The organism is Brevundimonas sp., assembly GCF_035626975.1.
GTDB lineage: Bacteria > Pseudomonadota > Alphaproteobacteria > Caulobacterales > Caulobacteraceae > Brevundimonas.
The window spans coordinates 21,504-41,252 of sequence record NZ_DASPMQ010000056.1; the positions used below are offsets into that span (position 1 = coordinate 21,504).

At 68.5% G+C, this 19,749-nt stretch carries 17 protein-coding genes; 8 read left to right on the forward strand and 9 right to left on the reverse strand.

Annotated features, from left to right (window positions below):
* Window positions 1–21: 21 nt before the first annotated feature.
* Together yidD and thrS are read left to right on the forward strand one after the other, a co-directional pair.
* Window positions 22–273: a membrane protein insertion efficiency factor YidD gene (gene yidD, locus VEB62_RS14690; protein WP_324801283.1), complete on the forward strand. Its 252-nt coding sequence runs from the start codon at window positions 22–24 to the stop codon at window positions 271–273.
* Window positions 270–2,195, forward strand: coding sequence for a threonine--tRNA ligase (thrS, locus tag VEB62_RS14695; RefSeq protein ID WP_324801284.1), 1,926 nt, complete (start codon window positions 270–272; stop codon window positions 2,193–2,195). Before yidD ends, thrS begins: the two co-directional genes overlap by 4 nt.
* Here the strand turns inward: thrS and VEB62_RS14700 are convergent.
* Window positions 2,186–2,728 (reverse strand): MarR family winged helix-turn-helix transcriptional regulator, encoded by a 543-nt coding sequence (locus tag VEB62_RS14700; RefSeq protein ID WP_324801287.1) that lies wholly within the window; start codon window positions 2,726–2,728, stop codon window positions 2,186–2,188. The genes thrS and VEB62_RS14700 overlap by 10 nt on opposite strands.
* Before the next feature lie 64 nt (window positions 2,729–2,792).
* Between VEB62_RS14700 and VEB62_RS14705 the strand changes: the two genes are divergently transcribed.
* A complete protein-coding gene (locus VEB62_RS14705; RefSeq protein ID WP_324801290.1) occupies window positions 2,793–3,977 on the forward strand; it encodes a serine hydrolase domain-containing protein in 1,185 nt (394 codons plus the stop codon).
* Window positions 3,978–4,004: 27 nt separating this feature from the next.
* On the opposite strand, the gene phnE is transcribed toward VEB62_RS14705, so the two are convergent.
* From phnE to VEB62_RS14725, 4 genes are all read right to left on the reverse strand, one after another.
* The gene (gene phnE / locus VEB62_RS14710) at window positions 4,005–4,763 is read right to left on the reverse strand and encodes a phosphonate ABC transporter, permease protein PhnE (protein ID WP_324801328.1); all 759 of its coding nucleotides are present in this window, start codon (window positions 4,761–4,763) and stop codon (window positions 4,005–4,007) included.
* A 50-nt stretch (window positions 4,764–4,813) separates the two neighbouring features.
* Window positions 4,814–5,812 carry a phosphate/phosphite/phosphonate ABC transporter substrate-binding protein gene (phnD, locus tag VEB62_RS14715; RefSeq protein WP_324801293.1) on the reverse strand — a complete coding sequence of 333 codons (999 nt, stop codon included), beginning with the start codon at window positions 5,810–5,812 and terminating at the stop codon, window positions 4,814–4,816.
* Window positions 5,809–6,606 (reverse strand): phosphonate ABC transporter ATP-binding protein, encoded by a 798-nt coding sequence (phnC, locus tag VEB62_RS14720; protein WP_324801295.1) that lies wholly within the window; start codon window positions 6,604–6,606, stop codon window positions 5,809–5,811. The genes phnD and phnC overlap by 4 nt, the downstream gene beginning before the upstream one ends.
* Window positions 6,607–6,730: 124 nt before the next feature.
* The gene (locus tag VEB62_RS14725) at window positions 6,731–9,526 is read right to left on the reverse strand and encodes a M16 family metallopeptidase (protein ID WP_324801297.1); all 2,796 of its coding nucleotides are present in this window, start codon (window positions 9,524–9,526) and stop codon (window positions 6,731–6,733) included.
* Between the two features lie 263 nt (window positions 9,527–9,789).
* Between VEB62_RS14725 and VEB62_RS14730 the strand changes: the two genes are divergently transcribed.
* The 5 genes from VEB62_RS14730 to VEB62_RS14750 all read left to right on the forward strand — a co-directional run bounded on the left by VEB62_RS14730 (window position 9,790) and on the right by VEB62_RS14750 (window position 14,138).
* Window positions 9,790–11,055, forward strand: a complete 1,266-nt coding sequence (locus VEB62_RS14730; protein ID WP_324801299.1) for a type III PLP-dependent enzyme — start codon at window positions 9,790–9,792, stop codon at window positions 11,053–11,055.
* A gap of 99 nt (window positions 11,056–11,154) precedes the next feature.
* Window positions 11,155–12,207, forward strand: coding sequence for a 1,9-bis(guanidino)-5-aza-nonane synthase (locus VEB62_RS14735; protein WP_324801302.1), 1,053 nt, complete (start codon window positions 11,155–11,157; stop codon window positions 12,205–12,207).
* A 140-nt stretch (window positions 12,208–12,347) separates the two neighbouring features.
* Window positions 12,348–12,719, forward strand: a complete 372-nt coding sequence (locus VEB62_RS14740; protein ID WP_324801305.1) for a ribonuclease — start codon at window positions 12,348–12,350, stop codon at window positions 12,717–12,719.
* A 109-nt stretch (window positions 12,720–12,828) separates the two neighbouring features.
* A complete protein-coding gene (locus VEB62_RS14745) occupies window positions 12,829–13,338 on the forward strand; it encodes a hypothetical protein (protein ID WP_324801308.1) in 510 nt (169 codons plus the stop codon).
* Complete coding sequence (locus VEB62_RS14750) at window positions 13,335–14,138, forward strand: phosphatase PAP2 family protein (protein ID WP_324801311.1); 804 nt, start codon at window positions 13,335–13,337, stop codon at window positions 14,136–14,138. Before VEB62_RS14745 ends, VEB62_RS14750 begins: the two co-directional genes overlap by 4 nt.
* On the opposite strand, the gene aguB is transcribed toward VEB62_RS14750, so the two are convergent.
* The 4 genes from aguB to msrA form a co-directional block, all read right to left on the reverse strand.
* Entirely contained in the window at window positions 14,105–14,974 is an 870-nt protein-coding gene (gene aguB / locus VEB62_RS14755; protein ID WP_324801313.1) for an N-carbamoylputrescine amidase, read from the reverse strand. The genes VEB62_RS14750 and aguB overlap by 34 nt on opposite strands.
* On the reverse strand, window positions 14,974–15,975 hold the full coding sequence (locus VEB62_RS14760) for an agmatine deiminase family protein (RefSeq protein ID WP_324801316.1): 1,002 nt from the start codon (window positions 15,973–15,975) through the stop codon (window positions 14,974–14,976). The genes aguB and VEB62_RS14760 overlap by 1 nt, the downstream gene beginning before the upstream one ends.
* Before the next feature lie 158 nt (window positions 15,976–16,133).
* Window positions 16,134–18,587, reverse strand: a complete 2,454-nt coding sequence (locus VEB62_RS14765; protein WP_324801319.1) for a TonB-dependent receptor — start codon at window positions 18,585–18,587, stop codon at window positions 16,134–16,136.
* Window positions 18,588–18,801: 214 nt separating this feature from the next.
* Window positions 18,802–19,428 carry a peptide-methionine (S)-S-oxide reductase MsrA gene (msrA, locus tag VEB62_RS14770; RefSeq protein ID WP_324801322.1) on the reverse strand — a complete coding sequence of 209 codons (627 nt, stop codon included), beginning with the start codon at window positions 19,426–19,428 and terminating at the stop codon, window positions 18,802–18,804.
* Between the last annotated feature and the right edge of the window lie 321 nt (window positions 19,429–19,749).

Here is a 19,749-nt window from a genome sequence, read left to right on the forward strand (position 1 = left end):
GCGAGGGATAAGCGCGGCGACATGGCACCCGGCGGAACTCTCTACGAACGCGGCGTCCGGCTGGCCCATCGCGGGTACAAGCTGACGCTGTCGCCCCTGATCGGGCAGCAGTGCCGGTTCCTGCCGACCTGCTCCGACTACGGCCGGGACGCGCTGATCCAGCACGGTCCGATCAAGGGGGGATGGCTCACCGTCCGGCGCCTCTGCAAATGCCATCCTCTCGGCAAATCGGGCTATGACCCGGTTCCGCCGCCTGCAAAGACTGAACGATGATTGAACTCAAATTCCCCGACGGCGCCCGCCGCGAATACCCCGACGGCTCGACGGGCCGAGACGTCGCCGCCTCCATCTCGCCGTCGCTGGCCAAGCGCGCGGCGCTGGCCGAGATCAACGGCAAGCAGTGGGACCTCGACCGTCCGCTGGAGAGCGGCGGCGAATTCAAGCTGATCATGCGCGACGATCCGGCCGCGCTGGAGACGATCCGCCACGACGCCGCGCACATCCTCGCCCAGGCGGTGCAGGAACTGTTTCCCGGCACCCAGGTGACGATCGGGCCGGCGATCGAGGACGGATTCTATTACGATTTCTTCCGTGAGGAGCCGTTCTCGACCGACGACTTCGCCGCCATCGAGAAGCGGATGGCCGAGATCGTCGACCGCGACGAGACGCTGGTGCGCGAGGTCTGGGACCGCGAGGAGGCCATCAAGCTGTTCGAGGCCAAGGGCGAGACCTTCAAGGCCGAACTGATCCGCGACCTGCCGGGCACGGAGACGATCACCACCTACCGCACCGGCGACTGGATCGACCTGTGCCGGGGGCCGCACTTCCCGTCGACGAAATTCGTCGGCAAGGCCTTCAAGCTGACCAAGCTGGCCGGGGCCTACTGGCGCGGCGACCATCGCAATCCGCAGCTGCAGCGCATCTACGCCACGGCCTGGGCCTCGAAGGAGGACCTCGACGCCTATCTGCTGCGTGTCGAGGAGGCCGAGAAGCGCGACCACCGCAAGATCGGCCGCGCCATGGAGCTCTTCCACATGCAGGAAGAGGGCCGGGGCATGGTCTTCTGGCACCCCAAGGGCTGGGTCCTGTGGCAGGTCATCGAGGCCTATATGCGCCGCCGCCTCGACGCCGCCGGTTATGTCGAGGTCAAGACGCCCCAGGTGCTGGACCGGACCTTCTGGGAGAAGTCGGGCCACTGGGAGAAATACCGGCCCAACATGTTCGTCTGCGAGACGGTCGAGGGCGAGACCCTGTCCCTCAAGCCGATGAACTGCCCGGGCCACGTGCAGATCTTCGGCATCGGCCAGCGCTCGTACCGCGAACTGCCGCTACGTATGGCCGAGTTCGGGGCCTGCCATCGCTATGAGCCGTCGGGCGCCCTGCACGGCCTGATGCGGGTGCGCGGCTTCACCCAGGATGACGCCCACATCTTCTGCCGCGAGGATCAGATCGTCGACGAGACGCGCCGGTTCATCGAACTGACGAAGATCGTCCACGCCGATCTCGGCATGGAGACGGCCTACATCAACCTGGCCACCCGTCCGGACGTCCGCGCCGGCTCGGACGAATTCTGGGACAAGGCCGAAGGCATGCTGGCCGAGGCGGCGGCGGCGGCGGGCGTCGAGCCGGTCATCGCCGAGGGCGACGGCGCCTTCTACGCGCCCAAGCTGGACTTCGTGGTCAAGGACGCCATCGGCCGGGAGTGGACCTGCGGCACGCTGCAGCTCGACTACGTCCTGCCCGAGCGGCTGAACGCGGAATATGTCGGCGAGGATGGCCAGAAGCACCGGCCGGTCATGCTGCACCGGGCGATCCTCGGATCGTTCGAGCGTTTCATCGGCATCATGATCGAGAACTACGCCGGGGCCTTCCCCCTGTGGCTGGCGCCGACGCAGGCGGTGGTGGCGACGATCGTGTCCGAGGCCGACGACTACGCCCGCGAGGTGGTGGCGAAGCTCAAGGCGGCCGGGCTGCGCACCGAGATCGACCTGCGCAACGAGAAGGTCGGCTACAAGGTCCGCGAACACTCGGTCGGCAAGGTCCCGGTTATCGCCGTGGTCGGCAAGAACGAGGCCGAACAGGGCACGGTCGCCATCCGCCGCCTGGGCTCGCAGGCGCAGGAGGTGGTGTCGGTGGAGCAAGCTATCCAAATGCTGACGGCAGAGGCGACGCCCCCGGATCTGCGTCAGGTCTGATCCGCATCCCCGGAAAGGATCGGCCGGTCCGCCAGGCCGATCCTGTCGTTGATGCGGTCTGAAAGCGAACGGCGCGCCAGCGCCCGCTCCAGTCGATCGAGCGCCTCGACGACGCGCCCCGCCTCCTCGTCCAGGTCTCGCGAGGCCTCGTCGAAAGCCCGCCATAGAGGGGCAAGGCGTTCGACGAAGGCGACTCCACGGGTTGTCAGCGCCAGGGTCCGCCGACGCCTGTCCCGCTGGTCCGCGGTCGGGACCAGCAGACCCGCCTCCTGCAAAGAGGCGCTGGTCTGGCTGACAGAAACATGAGTGATGCCCAGGACGGCGGCGAGATCGCTCACGGCCATGGGCCCCCGTCGCGCGATCTGGTCGAGCACCCCGAACCAGCGCTGTTCGAACGCCACCCCCGACGCCGCATAGGCGCGCGCGGCCTCCGCATCGATTCGGGCCGACAGACGCCTCAGGCGGGCGCCGAGGGCCGCCCCGCCCATCCGGGCGGGGAAATCGTCACGGTCATGGTCAGGAAGGGTTCGCATTGACATATATGTAGGCACCTACCTATTTACCGCAAGAGCTGTCAGGCCCCAGTGGAGCACAAGTATGATCCCTGTCGAAACCTCCCCATCCCGACTGGCGATCTCGCGCCGCGGGCTGATCCTCGCCGGCGCGGCGACGGCCCTGTCACCCGCCCTGCCCTCCCCGGCGGCGGCCGACGAGGCCCTCGCCGCCTTCGTGACCGACACCATGACCAGGGCGGGCGTGGCCGGCATGGCGGTGGGGTACGCCCGGGACGGGGTCGTTCGTCTGGCCGAAGGCTACGGACTGGCCGATGTCGAGAGCGGTCGGCGGGTCACGGGCCAGACCGTGTTCCATGTCGCCTCCCTGACCAAGCCGGTGATCGCCACGGCGGTCATGATGCTGGCCGAGGCCGGGCTGCTGGATGTGGACGAACCGGTCGCGCCCCATCTGGACTTCGCCATCGGGAACCCTGTGCATCCGGGCGTGGACATCACCTTCCGTCATCTGATGGCCCACGTCTCCAGCATCTCCGACAAGACCTGTTACGCGGTCGACTTCCGCCAGCCCGGCCGCGACGCCGTCATGCCGCTCGACACCTTCCTGCGGGACTATCTGACCCCCGGCGGGGCGCACTATTCGGCTGAAGGCAGCTATTCCCCGGCCGCGCCGGGGGCACGCTGGGACTACAGCAATGTCGGCTACGCCCTGCTGGGTCACGCCGCCGGACGGGTCGCGGGACAGGATCTGAGACATTTCATCGACGAGCGGCTGTTCGCGCCCCTGGGTATGCGCCGGGTCAGTTGGTCGATCGCGGGGACGCCGGCGGACGCCGCCGTTCCCTACGACAGCGTCGATGGCGTCAGGACTCGGGTGCAACCGGTCGGCTTCCCGGACTGGCCCGGGGGGATGCTTCGGGCGTCCGTCATGGACTACACGCGCTTCCTCGCGGCGGCGACGAACGGCGGCGTATGGGGCGATGCGCGGATCCTGACCGGGGCCGATCTGGAGCAGATGATGGCCCCGACGACGCCTCCGGGCCTGCCCGCCTGGCTGACCGGACAGGGTTTGGGCTGGCAGAGGTCGAAACTGGACGGCGTCGATCTGGTCGAGCACTGGGGCGGCGACCCCGGCGTCTGCAACGCCGCCTATCTGGATCCCGCGCGACGAACGGCGGTCGCGGTGTTCACCAACGCCTCGGGATCCCGCGAGGTGATGACGGCCGTAAAGGCTGTCGCCGGTCGGTTGATGAGCCGGGACACGCCCTGAACGAGCGGCCGCGCCCTTCCGCGTCCGTTACAGCAGCCGTTTGCGCATCGCCTGGGACAGCATGTCGATCAGGGTCACGGCGACGATGATCACGATGACGATGGCCGAGACATCGCGGAAATCGAAGGCGTTCATACGGTCGAACAGCACCTGGCCGATGCCGCCGGCGCCGATCAGGCCCAGCACGGTGGCCGAGCGGCTGTTCGATTCGAAGCGGTAGAGGGCGAACGAGGTCCACAGGGGACCGACCTGCGGAATCACGCCCCACATGATCTCGTGCAGCTTGGTGGCCCCGGTGGCGCGGACGCCCTCGACGGGACCCTTGTCGATCGACTCCACTGCCTCGGAGAACAGCTTGGCCAGAACGCCAGCGGTGTTCAGGGCGATGGCCAGAACGCCGGGAAGCGGCCCCAGACCCACGGCCACGACGAACAGCAGGCCGATCACCAGGTCCGGAATTGAGCGCAGCAGGTTCATCACCCAGCGGACCGGAGTGACGATCCAGCCCGGAGCGATGTTGCGGGCGGCGGCCAGTCCCATGGGAACGGCGGCGAACACAGCCAGGAAGGTCCCCCACAGTGCGATCTGAATCGTCTCCCACATCTTGGCGATGAATATCCGCCAGTCAGTGAAGTCCGGACGCAGCAGGTCGCGGGCGAAATTCTGGGTGTTCTCGCTGTTGCTGAACAGGCGCGTGGCGTTGCCCAGCTCCACCGGGCCGAAGCTGTAGATCAGCAGGGCGCCGACACCGCCCCAGATCAAAACGTCGAGCGCCCACGCGCCCATCGACTTCGAAGGCGGATTGGGGATCGTGGCGGGCCGGGCGGCGACGTCGGTCAAGGCTGGACCTCGCGCAGGCTGCGCAGGCGCTGCAGTTCGCGTTCGGCGGCGGCCACAGCGGCCGTGTCGCCTTTCGCCCGCGCCTCGCCCAGTTGCTGGTCGGCCACCATCTCGCGGACGGGATTCAGATAGTTGTCATCCGCGGCGCTGAAGCGGGAATACTCCAGCCCCGCCAGCACCCGGCGCTGGCGCTCGGCCTCGGCGGTGTCGCCCTGGCCATAGGTCAGGAAGAAGCTGCGAATCTTTTCCTTCAGCGCGGGGTCGAGGTCCTCGCGAACGACGATGCCGCTCTCCGGGATCGGCGGCGACTGCCAGATCTCCTGGATCTGGGCTGCGATCTGGGGATTCTGCTTGGTCAGGAAGACGGTGTTGACCGTGTTGGACGTGGCGACGTCCAGCACGCCCGCGGCGACCGAGAAGGCGTTCGACTGGTGGTTGGCCGAGCGCACGGTCTTGAAGCACTGGGCCGGTGCGATGCCGCGCGGGTTGAACAGAAAGGCCATCGGGGCCAGCGTGCCGGAGGTCGACTGGGCGTCGCCGATGCCGAAATCGAAGCGTTTGCCGCAGGCCAGAACCTGGTCGAGCGTGATGCCCGAGCCGGTCCGCACGATCAGGGTGGAGCGGTAGCTGTCCATCCCTTCCTTGTTCACGGTGCGGGCGATGACTTCGGCGTTGGCGCGGTCGATGGCCTCGATGGCGGGTTTGGCCGAGAACCACCCGATGTGGGTCTGCTCGCCGCGCATGGCCTCGACCAGCACGGTGTAGTTGGAGCCGAAATAGGGCTTCACCGGCACGCCGACGGCCCTGGACATGTCGTCCAGCAGCGGCTGCCACAGCGGGCCGGCGGAGGCCTGGCCCTCGGCCGAGAGGATGGAGAAGGTCAGTTCGGACGGCGCGCCGCCGGCCTTGTTGTCGTCGCCGGCGCCGCACGAGGCGACGCCGAGAGCAAGGGCGGCGGCGAGGGCCAGCCGGCGGGTGAGAAGGGGGAAGGTCATGCCTTGGTTTCCCAGAACGCGTCCTCGAACTCGGGACCGTAGATATCGATAAGCTGCTTCGTATCCAGACCTGTGGCCGGGCCATCGTAGACGATCTGTCCGGCCTTGAGGGCGATGACGCGCTCGCAGTAGCGGATGGCGTAGTCGACCTGGTGCAGGGTGACGATGACGCCGAGGCCGTCACGCTGGTTCAGCTCGACCAGCAGTTCCATGACCTTGCGGGCCGAGACGGGGTCCAGCGAGGCGACCGGCTCGTCGGCGAGGATGGCCCGGGCGCCCTGGACCAGGGCGCGGGCGATGGCGCCGCGCTGCTGCTGACCGCCGGACAGGGTGTTGGCGCGCTGGGCGGCGTAGTCGGAGACGCCGACGCGGTGCAGGGCTTCCATGGCCCGGCGTTTGTCGGCCGCAGGCCACAGCCCGAGGAAGCCCTTCCATTCCGGCAGCCGGCCGAGGGCGCCGAGCATGACATTGGAGAACAGCGACAGCCGGCCGACCAGGTTGAACTGCTGGAAGATCATGCCGAGCTTCTGGCGCGCCGCGCGGGTGGCGCCGGTGGTGCGGCCGTTCTTCTGCACCGTCTGGCCGAACACCTCGATGACGCCCTTGCCCGCGTCGATGGTCTGCAGGCCGGTGATCGAGCGCAGCAGGGTCGACTTGCCCGAACCGGACGGGCCGATCAGGGCCACCATCTCTCCGGCCCCGACCTCGACGGACACGCCGTTCAGGGCCTTGCGGGCGCCGAAGGTCTTGGACACGTCCCGGACGGACGCGACGGCGGCGGCGGATGCGGTCATGAACAGACTGTTGGCGGTTGCAGGGGCGCGCCGCATGGCCCGAACGGGCCCTTGGGGCAAGTCTTAATGGCACGCCCGCGACGATTTCGTCCAGCGTGACGGCGGAAGAGGCCGGATGGCCCGCCTACTGCGCCGCCCGGACCTCCACCTCCAGGCCGAGGCCTTCCAGCTGGGGCCGGACCACCGAGGCGTCGCCGACCACCACCCAGACCATCCTGGAACTGTCGAGAACCTCACGGGCCGCCGCGTCCATGACCTGCGGCGTCATCGCCTCGTAGCGGGGCGCCAGCGTCTCCCAGTAGTTGTCGGGACGGCCGTAAAGGGCGTTGGTCCGCAGGGCGTTCAGCACATTGGCCGAGCTCTCGAAGCTGCCCGGCAGCTGGCGGACGTTGCCGTTGACGGTCCGCTCGCGCTCCGCGGCGGTGACGCCCCGGTCGCTGAGGAAGGCGCGGTACTGGTCGATCAGGACGGCGATCGACTCCCCGGTGCGGTCCGACTGGACCGGGGCGTTGACGATATAGGGCGTCTGGTGCTCGAGCAGGTTGATCCGGCCGTTGAGCCCGTAGGACCAGCCGCGGGTCTCGCGGATGTCCTGGTTGATGCGGGACAGGAAGCCGGCGCCGATGACCTCGTTGGCGGCGTTGAGGGTGACCAGATCATCGCGGCCGGTCACAGGCAGGACGATCCCGCCCATGATCAGCGACTGCGGCGACTGCGGCCGGTCGATCAGGACGACCCGGGGGCGGGCCGCCGGGACCGGCGCGTCGAAGGCCTTGGCTCCCCTGGCGACCGAAGGCGCGGTCCAGGCCCCGAAGCGGGCTTCCAGGAGGGGCGTCAGTTCGGCCAGCGGCCGATCCGAAACGATGAACAGCTGCGCGTTGTCGGGCCGGATCCAGCGCTGGTGGAAGCCGGTCAGATCCCCCCGATCCAGGGCCTGCACCGCCTCGGTGGCGCCGAGGCCGGACCAGGCGCGGCCATAGGGGTGGTCAGGCCCGTACAGCACCACCGGCAGGGCGCGCGCGCCCATGCCGTTGGGCGAGCTCTTCTCCTGGGCGATGGCGGCCAGTTGCTGGTTGCGGCGGCGTTCAATATCGGCCGGGCGGAAGGCCGGATTGCGGATCACATCGGCCAGCAGGTCCAGCGAGGGCTCCAGATTGGGACTGACCGCGTTCAGGGCGACTGTGGTGCGGTCGACCGAGGCGAACGCCGCGACACTGGCGCCCAGACGCTCGGCCTCCTCGGCGATCTGGACCGCGGTCCTGCGGGTCGTGCCCTCGGTCAGCAGATCCAGCATCAGCCGCTGGGTCCCCGGCGCATCGCCGGGGTCGGCCGCAACGCCGGCGTTGAACTCCACCGCCACCCGGGTGACGGGGACTGTGGTCGAGCGGGCGTAGATCACCTCAATGCCGTTCGACAGACGGGTCCGTTCGACGGCGGGGAAGTCCAGCGCCTTCATCGGGCCGACAGGCGGCATCGGCCCGCGGGGCGTGACCTGCAGCGGTTCAGCCGGAGCCGGGGCGGGGCGGTTGTCGGCGGCCTCGACATAGGGCTCGCGTTCGCCGGGATCGACGCGGGTGGCAAGCACGGGACGGGTCAGCCAGCGGCCCATCACAGCCTTGACCGAGGCGGGGGTGACCGCGGCCATCGCGGCCAGTTCCCTGCGATAGAAGCCCGGATCGTCCGCGTAGAGCTCGCCCTCGGCCAGCACGACCGCCTTGCCGCCGAAGCCGCCCACGGGCTCCAGCGCCTGAATCTGACCCGACAGGGTGCTGGTCACCGTGCGGGCGATCTCGTCTTCGGTCGGACCGTTGGCGACGAAGTCGGCGATCAGCTCGTCGAGCTTGCGCGACACGGCGTCCGCGTCCTGGCCGGGCTTTACGTCAACGGTGACGCTGAACATGCCGATGCGGTGGAAGGCCTGGTAGCCGGTGGTGACCGCCGTCGCCGACTCGTCGCCACGCACCAGCGCGTTGTCGAGCCGCGAACTGGCCAGACCGCCCAGGACCGAGGCCGCGACCTGCAGGTCGGCGGAGTCGTCGGCCAGCAGGCCGGGGACCACCCAGGTGCGGTACAGGCGGGTGTTGGGCACGCGGTCGTGCATCAGTTGGTCGATGCGCGCCGGGAGCGTGGGAATATCGGCCTGGGCCGGCTCGTTCGCCGCTCCGCGGGGGATATGGCCGAAATACTGCTCGACCTTCTGGCGGGCCGTCGCCGCGTCGATGTCGCCGGCGATGACCAGCACCGCATTGTTCGGGCCGTAGTTGTCCCGGTGCCACTGGCGCAGGTCCTCCAGACTGGCGGCGTCCAGATCGGCCATCGAGCCGATGGTCGAGTGGCGGTAGGGATGGCCGGGCGGGAAGAGCGCCTCCAGCTGGGCGTAGTAGACCAGGCCGTAGGGCTGGTTGTCGCCCTGCCGCTTCTCGTTCTGGACGACGCCGCGCTGGTTATCGAGCCGCTCCTGATTGAGCGCGCCCAGCAGGTGGCCCATCCGGTCGCTCTCCATGTAGAGCGCCTGGTCGAGGGCCGAGGTCGGCACGGTCTGGAAGAAGTTGGTGCGGTCGAACCAGGTGGTGCCGTTCCAGTCCGTCGCGCCGATGGCCCGCAGCGGCTCCATAAGGCCGCCAGGCAGGTTCTCGGTCGGATTGAACAGGCCGATGTGCTCGAACAGGTGGGCGTAGCCGGTCTGGCCCTCGGGCTCGTCCTTGGCCCCGACGTTGTACCAGGCGGCCACCGCGACGACGGGCGCCTTTCGGTCGGTGTGGACGACGACGCGAAGGCCATTGTCGAGGGTGAACGCCTCGAACGGGATGTCCACGCTGCGGGCCAGTTCGGACGCGGGAACCGGCTGGGCGGTCTGGGCGAGGGCCGCGGGGGGCGCGACGGCGAGAAAGACGGCGGCGAGCAGGGCGGCGTGGCGCATCGAAAATCCCCCGGATGGTCCACGGGACGGTATCAGCGGCGGGGTCGTCGGCAAGTTACGGCTGAGTCACAAAGCGCGCGACGGGAAGCCGCGATTGTTCCGGGATCGGAGCAATCCACGCAAGCCCCGGACCCGCCAAGAAAAAACCGCTTTACATGACGGACCCCTGACCCTACATGGCCGCTTCCGGCGGACCCCGTGGTCTAACCGTTATGCGCTGCTAACGCCGGTCTGGGTTTAACAATTACAGGGGTTTACGTGAATTGCGCACGTATCCATTTCCCCTGGACCTGGTCCGCGAGCGGTCCCCCGAACGTCCCGTCGCCCTCGTGCGACCGCGTTCGGTTTCCGTAGCGGCGCGCTGGTTCCAGGACAATCTAAAGGCTGACGTCTTCTATGCGGTGAAGGCCAATCCCTCGCGCTGGGTCATCGAGACCCTGATCGAGGCCGGCGTCACCGGGTTTGATGTCGCATCGCTCGCCGAGGTCGAACTGGTGCGTTCGGTCAGCGCGGACGCGCGCCTGGCCTTCATGCACCCGGTCAAGAGCCGGGGCGCCATCACCCGCGCCTATTTCGAGTTCGGCGTCCGCACCTTCTCGCTCGACAGCCATGACGAACTGGCCAAGATCATCGACGCCACCGGCGGCGCGGCCGACCTGAACCTGGTCGTGCGCATGGCGGTGTCGGCCGACGGCGCGGCCTACTCCCTGTCGGGCAAGTTCGGCGTCTCGCCGGATCAGGCCCCGTCGCTGCTGCTGGCCACGCGCCAGGCGGTGGAGGACGGGCTGATGGGCGTGTCGTTCCACGTCGGTTCGCAGTGCATGCGCCCGTCCGCCTATGAGGCCGCCATGGCCCAGGTCGGCCGCGCCATCACCCGCGCCGGCGTGATCGTCGACATCGTCGATGTCGGCGGCGGCTTCCCCTCGGTCTATCCGGGCATGGTTCCGCCGGACATGAGCGAATACGCCGACGCCATCCATCGCGGCTTCGCCGAGATGCCGGTCACCCACACCACCGAACTATGGTGCGAGCCCGGCCGGGCGCTGGTGGCCGAGTCCTCGTCGGTGCTGTGCCGGGTCGACCTGCGCAAGGGCGACGCCCTGTACCTGAACGACGGCTCGTACGGTTCGCTGTTCGACGCCACCCACTCGCGCTGGCCCTTCCCGACCAAGCTGGTCCGGGACGGCGCGGCTTCGGCCGATCTCAAGCCGTTCCGCTTCTACGGCCCGACCTGCGACTCCATCGACCACATGCCGGGCCCGTTCTGGCTGCCGGCCGATGTGCAGGAAGGCGACTTCATCGAGATCGGCATGCTGGGCGCCTATGGCGTGGCCATGTCGACTGGCTTCAACGGCTATGGCGAGCACGAGCTGGCCATGGTCGGGGACGCCCCGATGGCCTCGCTCTACGGTCTGGCGCCGCGGTCGATCCCGACGGTGCGCACCTCCGCGGAAGAGCAGGCCCGCAAGGTGGTTCGCCTGTCCCGCCCCAAGGGTAAGGCCGGCCAACGCAAGCAGCGGCGGCGCTAAATCGTCGCTTACGCATTGTAATCAGCAGCGGCCCGTCGCTCCGTCCGGGCCGCTGCTTCCTTTGACGACGGGCGCTCAAACCAAAGGGAAACCCTTGCAATGAACGCTCCCGTTCAGTCGAACCAGAAGGCCCAGCTGCTCCAGAACACGGTGGAGCACGTGGACATCACCTCCTTCGATGCGCGTCCGATCATCGACAGCATGCGCAAGATGTCGTTCTCGAGCCGCGACACGGCCCGGGCCGCCGACATCTTCAACATGGCGCTGGAGGACAAGGACTGCTCGCCGTGGCTGATCCTCGCCGGGTCCACCTCGGCCGGCGGCTGCATGCACGTGTACCGCGACATGGTGAAGTTCGGCATGGTCGACGCCGTGGTCGCCACCGGCGCCTCGATCGTCGACATGGATTTCTTCGAGGCCCTTGGCTTCAAGCACTATCAGGCCGCCGGCGAGGTGGACGACAACGTCCTGCGCGACAACTACATCGACCGGATCTACGACACCTACATCGACGAGGAAGAGCTCCAGGCCTGCGACCACACCATCCTGGAGATCGCCAACCGGCTGGAGCCGCGCGGCTATTCCTCGCGCGAGTTCATCTGGGAGATGGGCAAATGGCTGTCCGAGGGGAACGCCAGGAAGGAAGGAAGCCTGATCCAGACCGCCTATGAAGAGGGCGTGCCGATCTTCTGCCCGGCCTTCGTCGACTCCTCGGCCGGTTTCGGCCTGGTCAAGCACCAGAAGGAGCGGGCCGCCGCCGGCCAGCCCTATATGATGCTCGACGCCATCGCCGACTTCCGGGAACTGACCGACATCAAGATCGCCGCGGGCGTGACCGGCCTGTTCATGGTCGGTGGCGGGGTGCCGAAGAACTTCGCCCAGGACACCGTCGTCTGCGCCGAGATCCTCGGCGTCGAGGCTGAAATGCACCGCTACGCGGTCCAGATCACGGTCGCCGACGTCCGCGACGGCGCCTGCTCGTCCTCGACGCTCAAGGAAGCCGCCTCGTGGGGCAAGGTGCAAACCACGCACGAGCAGATGGTCTTCGCCGAGGCCACGACCGTGGTGCCGCTGATCGGCTCGGACGCCTACCATCGGGGCGCCTGGAAGACCCGCGAGAAGCGCCGCTGGGCCAAGCTGTTCGGCAAATAGGCCGGCTTTCCGAACCCCTGTCGGACGAAGGAGGGCCGGATGCGAATCCGGCCCTTTTTTCTGCTCGGGAAGACGTCGGGACGGGCGGCGGGCGGAACCGCTCACCCGGCGGTTCGCTTACCCGGGCGAAGGAGTTCGCCATGACCCAGCAACAGCATCCGCAGCAGACCGAGGACGCCCGCGAGGCCGACGACATGGGCGAAAAGCCCGATCTGGGCCGGACGCCGGACGCCCTGACCGAAGCCGTATCCGGCAGCGGGATGGGCTCCGACACCCGGGCGGGCTCCCTGGAGGGCGGCGCCGCCACCGGCTCGGAAATCGATCCCGACCAGGACCGGATCGACAAGGCCCTGGCCGAAGAGGGCAAGACGTCCGCCGCCCCCCGTCCGCCGGTCGGAACGAATCCGGACCAACCGGTCAACAACACCGGCCACGACTTCACCGGGCCGGCCGGGGACCCCGCGGAAGGCAAGCCCGGGGTCGGCGACGGAGCCGACGCGGCGACGGGCTGACCCTCACGTCATTTCGCGCCTTATGCGGGGCGTGAACCCGCCTTGCCGCCGCCGCAGGCTTGCGCCACGGTGAAGCCAACAACACAGTCTGTTCAGGGACGACCAAGGGATGAAGCGTAGTCTAGCGGCCACCGCCATCATGGGGGCCATGGCTCTGGCCGGGTGCGGAGAGCGCCAGCCCGCTGATGCGGCCGCGGACGCCGGCGTCGCCGCGGTCGAAGCAGCCGCTCCGGCCGCCGATGCGCGGGTCGCCGCAAGCCCGGCGCCGGCAGCCGGCAGCGCGAGCGCCCTGCCCGCCGCCGAAGGCGCGCCGGTTTTCGCGGTGATCTATCCCGGCGGCGAACCCGGGGGTCCCGCGACCGTGGCCCACAGCCCCGAGGGACCGGGAGGGATCGTCGAGTTCACGACGGACGCGCCGCCCGCCGACGTCGTCGCCTTCTATCGCGAGCGCGCCGAAGCGGCCGGGCTCAAGCCGATCAACACGATGAACCGCGGCGACTCCATGGGCTATGCGGCCGGAGACGGCGCCGGGGGCCGGGGTCAGTTGCTGAGCGTCGTCGCCACCCGCGTCGAGGGCGAACCGACCAGCGTACAGCTGACCTGGACCGCGGGACGATGAAGCGGGCGGCCGCCGTGGCCGCCTGCACCCTTGTGGTCGCCTGCGCCGGCCTCGGCGGACCGCCGCCGCAGACTGCCGAAGCGCCCCCGGGATATCTGCCGCCTGACCGCATGGACGCGCTGACCGCGCAGGCCGGGACGTGGGCGGACGACGGCGACCTGGCCGCGTCGCAGACGCTGCAGGGGCTGGAGGACACCGATCGTTGGTGGTTGGCCACCGCCCACGCCGAGATTCGCCCGCCCGAAGCGGCACAGCATTTCGATTGCGTGCTCGGGACGCGGCTGTCGGCCCGCCCCCGCCCCGCGCTGACGCGGATCATGCACAGGTTGCTGGTCGATTCGGCCACCCTGACGGCGCGGCTGGCGGGCTCAAATCCGAGATCCAGGCCGATCGCCCTGGACCCGTCGCGCCGGGCCTGCCAGCGGGTGACGGAGGACCAGCGGTCCGGAGGCTCCTGGCCGGCGGCGGCCGCGGTGGCCGGCGCCGCCTATGGCGAGTTGTTCGCGGGGCTCGCACCCGACCGCGCCGACGCCGCCCGCGCCATGGGCCGCGAGATCGGGATCAGCCGCGCCGTCTGCGCCATGAACTGGCCGTCGGACGTCGAGGACGGACGCCGGCTGGGGCAGGCCGTCTACGAACAGGCCGCGGCGGCGCCGGATTTCCACGCCGAGCTGGAAGCCGCCCGGATGGAGCTCGCGTCCGCGCGCGCGGAGAGGCTGGGCAGTCCGGCCTGCGCCGCCGAGCGGCGGGCGCTTGGGACGAACGATCAGGCGGGACGCGGACTGACCAGCGAACCGTAGAGGTCGGTGCGCCGGTCGCGGAAGAAGCCCCAGGCGGCGCGATGACGGTCGATGTAGTCGAGGTCGAAGGCGTGGACCACGACGCCCTCCTCGTCCCGCCCCAGGCTTTCGACGAGGTCGCCGCGATGATCGGCGATGAACGACGAGCCGTAGAAGACCTGGCCCACGTCGGTGGCGTATTCGGCCCCGATGCGATTGGCGCCGACCACGGGCACGACGTTGGACACCGCGTGGCCCTGCATGGCGCGCCGCCACGGGTCGGCGGTGTCCAGCTCCTTGTCGTGCGGCTCGGAGCCGATGGCGGTGGGGTAGAACAGCACCTCGGCGCCCTGCAGCATCATCGCCCGCGCCGTTTCGGGGTACCACTGGTCCCAGCAGATGCCGACGCCGATGCGGCCATGACGGGTGTTCCAGACCTTGAATCCGGTGTCGCCGGGCCGGAAATAGTATTTCTCCTGATAGCCGGGGCCGTCGGGGATGTGGCTCTTGCGATAGACGCCCATGGCCGAGCCGTCAGCGTCCAGCATGACCATACTGTTGAAATAGTGCGGTCCCTCGCGTTCGAAGATCGACACCGGGATGGCCACGCCCAGTTCGGCGGCGACGGGCTGCAGGGCGTTCACGCACGGATGCTCGCGCCACGGATGGGCGGTGGCGAACCACTTCTCTTCCTGGCTGACGCAGAAATAGGGGCCCTGGAACAGCTCCGACGGCAGGATGACCTGCGCGCCCTTGCCCGCCGCCTCGCGGATCAGGGCGATGGTCTTGTCGATATTGGCCTGCAGGTCCTCGCCGTAGGACGTCTGCAGGGCGGCGACGGAGATCATGCGGGTCATCACGCGGGCTCCTGCTGGGAGATGCAATGGAAGGACCCGCCGCCGGACAGAATGGCGAGCGACGGCAGGGGAATGATCTCCCGGTCCGGAAACGCCGTCTTCAGTCCCTGGCAGACGAGGTCGGCGGCGCGGGCGTCGCCGTAGGTGGGCACGATCACCGCCCCGTTGGCGATGAGGAAATTCATGTGGCTGGCGGGAATGGGCTTCTCGCCCTCGTCGCCGACGAAGCCGGGCGACGGCAGGGGCAGCATCCGGATCGGCCCGCCGTCGGCGTCGGTCATTTTCGACAAGGCCAGCGCCACCCCGGCATAGACGTCGTCGTTCGGGTCGCCGCGGCCCCAGGCGACGGGATAGGCCACCACGCCCGGCGCGACGAAGCGGGCGAGGTTGTCGACATGGCCGTCGGTGTGGTCGTTAAGCAGGCCGTCGCCCAGCCACAGCACCTTGCGGGCGCCGAGCGAAGACGCCAGCGCCGCCTCGGCGGCGGCCTCGGTCCAGCCTGGGTTCCGATTGTGGTTCAGCAGGCATTGGCGCGTGGTCAGGATCGTGCCCTGCCCGTCGTGATCGAGCGCGCCCCCCTCGAGGATGAAATCGTGACGCTCGAGAGCGACGCCGGCGGCCTCGCCGATCTGGTTGGCGACGGTGTCGTCGTATTCGAGTTCGTACTTGCCGCCCCAGCCGTTGAAGCGGAAGGCGGCGGCCGTCGCGGAGCCGGCGCCGAAGATCGGGCCGGTGTCCCTCAGCCAGATGTCCCCGAAGCGGCCGTCGACGATCTCGACGTTGGCCACGCCGGCGAAGCGCGCGCGCGCGTCATCGAGCGCTTCGGGTTTGCCGACCAGCAGCCGGACCCGTTCGCGGCCGGGGCCGGCGAGGGCGCGGACCAGGGCTTCGACCTCGGCCTGGGCCGGCTGGAGGTTCTCCTCCCACAGCTCGCCGTGGCTGGGCCAGCCGACCCACATGGCGCGATGCGGCGACCATTCGGCGGGGACGGGCGTGGTCATGGGGCGGGGGTGTCCTGGAACGGCGAAAGGCAGCCGCGCCAGATAGACACGGCCGGACCCGACTTCAACATCTGCAAGATCGCCTGCCTCCACAGGCGAGCCACGAAAAAGGGCGGCCCTCGCGGACCGCCCTTTCCCGCCGATTGGTTGCGAAAGCCCTAGAAGGTCATCCGCAGGGTGGCCATCGAGGTCCGCGGCGCGCCCAGCTGAGCGGTGCGGTTGCCCGAGATCTCGGTCGAGATGTTGCCGAGGTACTCTTCGTCGAGCAGGTTCAGGACGTTGATCTGAAGGTACATCCCCTCGTTGATGAACGACAGGTCGTAACGGGCGTCGAGGTCGACGATCGTGTAGTCCGGGGTCTGCTCGTCGTTGACCAGGTTGGTCCAGCGCTCGCTGACGTACTTGCCTTGCAGGCCCACGGTCAGCGGGCCGGTCGTGTACTCGGCGCGCAGGGCGTACTGCCACTCCGGAACCTCGAACAGCTCCTTGCCGGCCGTCGGGAACGGGGTGGGGGTGTTCGGAACGTTCTCCTTCACCTCGCTGCCGAGGTAGGACACCGAGCCGTAGAGCGAGAAGTTGTCGTTGAAGACAAAGCCCAGCTGGCCGTCCGCGCCCCAGCGATCCACGGCGCCGACGTTGACGTTGGTGACGATGGTTTCACCGGTCGGAACGCCGTTCGAGTCGAGCACGTCGGTAACGGCGCGGGCGATGTAGTTCTCGAACTTCGACGAGTAGGCCGACACCGAGGCGATCAGGCGGCTGGTCTGATAACGGTAGCCGAGATCGACGTTGGTGCTGGTTTCCGGCGACGGATCCGCCGGGATCCGGTCGTAGAGGTCGTCCGTCCGCGGGGCCGACAGATTCTCCGAGTAGGAGGCGAAGATCTGCTGGTTGGGGGCGAAACGCCAGGTCACGCCGGCGTTCGGCAGGACGTCTTCATAGTCGCGCTCGAAGCTGACCGGGGCGCCGGCGGTGGGGTTCGAGAACGGCGTCTGGGCCGAGCAATACGCATCGAAGGTGTTGATCTGGTAGCAGTAGTTGGTCAGCTCGCGGTGGAAGAACGGCGCACGCACGCCGATATCCAGGGTCAGGGCGTTGGCGAAGAAGTCGCCGACGTACTGGAACGAGACCTGGTTCAGCACGGCCTTGGAGCGGCGATCACGCTTCTGGAAGATGTCGCCGTCGCGGGTCAGGATCGGCTCCTGGCCACCGTTCTTGTGGCCCGCCCACGGATCCAGCGGATCGCCCGACCGGCTCAGGAAGCCATACTCGCCGGTCTGGCGGTGGTTGCCGGTGTCGAAGGTGTACGACAGACGCACGCGATGATCGTCGTTGATGTCGTAGATCAGCGACGAGTTGATCGAGTAGCGGTTGGTGTTGGTGTTCGACGGCGAGTACAGCTTGATCCGGTCGAGGATGTCGCCGTCGCCGTTGAGGTCAACGCCGTTCGCCCGGCGGGTCGCCGCCGTCGCAGGATTGAAGAACGAACCCGCGAGCCGCTGGTCGAACTCGTCAACGTTGGTGGTGCCGCCGCCGTTGGCCATCACGTACTGGTAGGTCGGGTCGACCGTCAGCGTCAGATTGTCGGTGATCGAGAAGCGGGCCTGACCGCGGATGCTCGCCGTGTCCGACGGATTCATGAAGTAGTTATAGTAGGTTCCGCAGCCGGGGTTGATGTTCCCCGCCGGGGTCCCGACCGGGTTCGACACGCCCTGGTCGTCGCGAACGCCGGGCCGGGCCGGATCGAACAGGCACTGGGCGCCGTTGCCGGGGGTGATGGTGCCGGCGTTGAACAGGTCGACGTTCTTGCCGCCGTAGGTGTTGTTGCGGTTACGGTTGTAGTTGAACGCGACCGAAAGGAAGTCACCGTTGCCACGGATCGGCTGATAGATGCGGCCGTTGTAGGTCTGCTTGGACAGTTCGCCCGGGTTGCCGAACTGATCGTAGTTGGTGGCCGAGGTCGAGAACCACGCCGTGGTTCCCCACGGGCCGAACTCGCCGGTGTCCACCAGGGCGAAGATGCGCTGGTAGTTCTCTTCGCCGATCGAGGGCTGGACGATCGCGCCGAACTCGCGGGCGGGGCGACGGGTGACCAGGTTGATGGTGCCGCCGGTGGCCGAGGCGGTCGGGCTGTCGACGTCGGTCGTGCCCTGGTTGACGCTGGCGCGCTCCAGCAGTTCCGGGTCCAGCTGCTGGTTCGAATAGATCTGGTAGTTGCCGGTGTCGTTCAGCTGAATCCCGTCGAGGTTCAGCGAGATACGCTGGGCGTCGAAGCCGCGGATCGTGACGTCGCCGCCCGAGTTGCCATACGCGTCCTGGTTGGTGAAGTTCACGCCCGGTTGCAGGTTCAGCGACTGAAGGACGGTCTGGCCCGGAGCCTGGGTCGACAGGTACTCCTGGGTGATCGTCGAGCGCGATTTGCCGACCTGTTCGGCCACGATAACGCCATCGACGTTGCGCGGACCGCGCTGGCCGGTGACGACGACCGTCTCGACTTCCGTCGACTCCTCGACGGTCATCGATCCCGTCGACTGGGCCGCGGCGGCGCCCGCCATAAGGAAGCCGCTGCAGAGGGCGGTCGTCGCCCAGAACACGCGTTTGCGGTTCGTCATTTGTCGTTATCCCCGATGAACAAGGGCGCAAGCGCCCGCCGACCGGCCTCAGCCGGCTGAAATCCCGCTCCCTCTACGGGCCCCGTCGGAAACTGGGACGACATTCGTGTGACAGTGATATGACAGCCTGACCGGGTGGCGCGGGAGACACACCGTTGTGGGCGGATTGTCTGTGGATGGGTCTCGAATCCGTCCGCTATCGGACGATCCAGGCCTATGCCTCGCCCCAGACGGCGCGCAGCCGCGCGGTGCGGCCGCAGAACCGGCTGTAGCCGCCGTATCGCGCCGGATTCCGGCGGGCGAAGTCCTGATGGGCGGCGTCGGCCGGCCAGAACCGGACGGAGTCGCGGACAGGCGTGACGAATCGGCTCGCGCCGATCCGGGCGGCCGCGGCGCGGCGGGAGGCCTCGGCGTCAGCCTTCTGGGCCGGGCCGGCGAAGACGGCCGTCGCGTAGGACGGCCCCTGATCGCAGAACTGTCCGTCGGGATCGGTGGGGTCGATGGTCAGCCAGAACCGGTCGACCAACTGGCGATAACTGATCCGGGCAGGGTCGAAGGTCACCTGGACCGCTTCGAGGTGACCCGTGCCGCCGCGCACAACCTGATCGTACGACGGATTGGCCGTGGCGCCGCCAGCGAAGCCCGACACCGCCGCCACCACGCCCGGGATCGCCTCGAAATTGGCCTCGACGGACCAGAAACAGCCGCCGGCGAAGACGGCGGTCTCGCGACGACCGCTGTCGTCCGCCCGGGGGACGGAGGGCGCGCTCGCGGCCGGCTCGCCGGGCGAACAGGCGGCCATGCCCAGAAGGAGGAGGCTGAGAAGCGGGCGACTGGACATCGGAACCTCCGGCGGGACGTCGCGTCCGGCCCGTAACGGCCGGAACCGCAGGGTCTCACCAATCCCCCGGAAAAAACAAGACCGCCGGCCCCGTGAGGGACCGGCGGTGCTGTTGTCGCAGACCCCTCGGCCTTCCGGGCGGCAGGTCCGGGCGCTTCGTGCAGCGCCCGGACGAACCGTCCTAGAAGTTGATGCCGATGGTGGCGCGGCGGTTGAGAGGCTCGCGAACGCCGTCGGCGGTCGGGCGGGCCAGTTGGGTTTCGCCCTTGCCGTCGAGCGAGATGACGCCGCCGTTGACACCCTGGGCGACCAGCGCGTCCG

What these genes read in the sequence shown, in the direction of transcription:
- yidD (WP_324801283.1), top strand. Translation starts at nt 22, where the DNA reads ATGGCACCCGGCGGAACTCTCTACGAACGCGGCGTCCGGCTGGCCCAT.
- thrS (WP_324801284.1), top strand. Translation starts at nt 270, where the DNA reads ATGATTGAACTCAAATTCCCCGACGGCGCCCGCCGCGAATACCCCGAC.
- VEB62_RS14700 (WP_324801287.1), bottom strand. Translation starts at nt 2,728, where the DNA reads ATGCGAACCCTTCCTGACCATGACCGTGACGATTTCCCCGCCCGGATG.
- VEB62_RS14705 (WP_324801290.1), top strand. Translation starts at nt 2,793, where the DNA reads ATGATCCCTGTCGAAACCTCCCCATCCCGACTGGCGATCTCGCGCCGC.
- phnE (WP_324801328.1), bottom strand. Translation starts at nt 4,763, where the DNA reads ATGGGCGCGTGGGCGCTCGACGTTTTGATCTGGGGCGGTGTCGGCGCC.
- phnD (WP_324801293.1), bottom strand. Translation starts at nt 5,812, where the DNA reads ATGACCTTCCCCCTTCTCACCCGCCGGCTGGCCCTCGCCGCCGCCCTT.
- phnC (WP_324801295.1), bottom strand. Translation starts at nt 6,606, where the DNA reads ATGACCGCATCCGCCGCCGCCGTCGCGTCCGTCCGGGACGTGTCCAAG.
- VEB62_RS14725 (WP_324801297.1), bottom strand. Translation starts at nt 9,526, where the DNA reads ATGCGCCACGCCGCCCTGCTCGCCGCCGTCTTTCTCGCCGTCGCGCCC.
- VEB62_RS14735 (WP_324801302.1), top strand. Translation starts at nt 11,155, where the DNA reads ATGAACGCTCCCGTTCAGTCGAACCAGAAGGCCCAGCTGCTCCAGAAC.
- VEB62_RS14740 (WP_324801305.1), top strand. Translation starts at nt 12,348, where the DNA reads ATGACCCAGCAACAGCATCCGCAGCAGACCGAGGACGCCCGCGAGGCC.
- VEB62_RS14745 (WP_324801308.1), top strand. Translation starts at nt 12,829, where the DNA reads ATGAAGCGTAGTCTAGCGGCCACCGCCATCATGGGGGCCATGGCTCTG.
- VEB62_RS14750 (WP_324801311.1), top strand. Translation starts at nt 13,335, where the DNA reads ATGAAGCGGGCGGCCGCCGTGGCCGCCTGCACCCTTGTGGTCGCCTGC.
- aguB (WP_324801313.1), bottom strand. Translation starts at nt 14,974, where the DNA reads ATGACCCGCATGATCTCCGTCGCCGCCCTGCAGACGTCCTACGGCGAG.
- VEB62_RS14760 (WP_324801316.1), bottom strand. Translation starts at nt 15,975, where the DNA reads ATGACCACGCCCGTCCCCGCCGAATGGTCGCCGCATCGCGCCATGTGG.
- VEB62_RS14765 (WP_324801319.1), bottom strand. Translation starts at nt 18,587, where the DNA reads ATGACGAACCGCAAACGCGTGTTCTGGGCGACGACCGCCCTCTGCAGC.
- msrA (WP_324801322.1), bottom strand. Translation starts at nt 19,428, where the DNA reads ATGTCCAGTCGCCCGCTTCTCAGCCTCCTCCTTCTGGGCATGGCCGCC.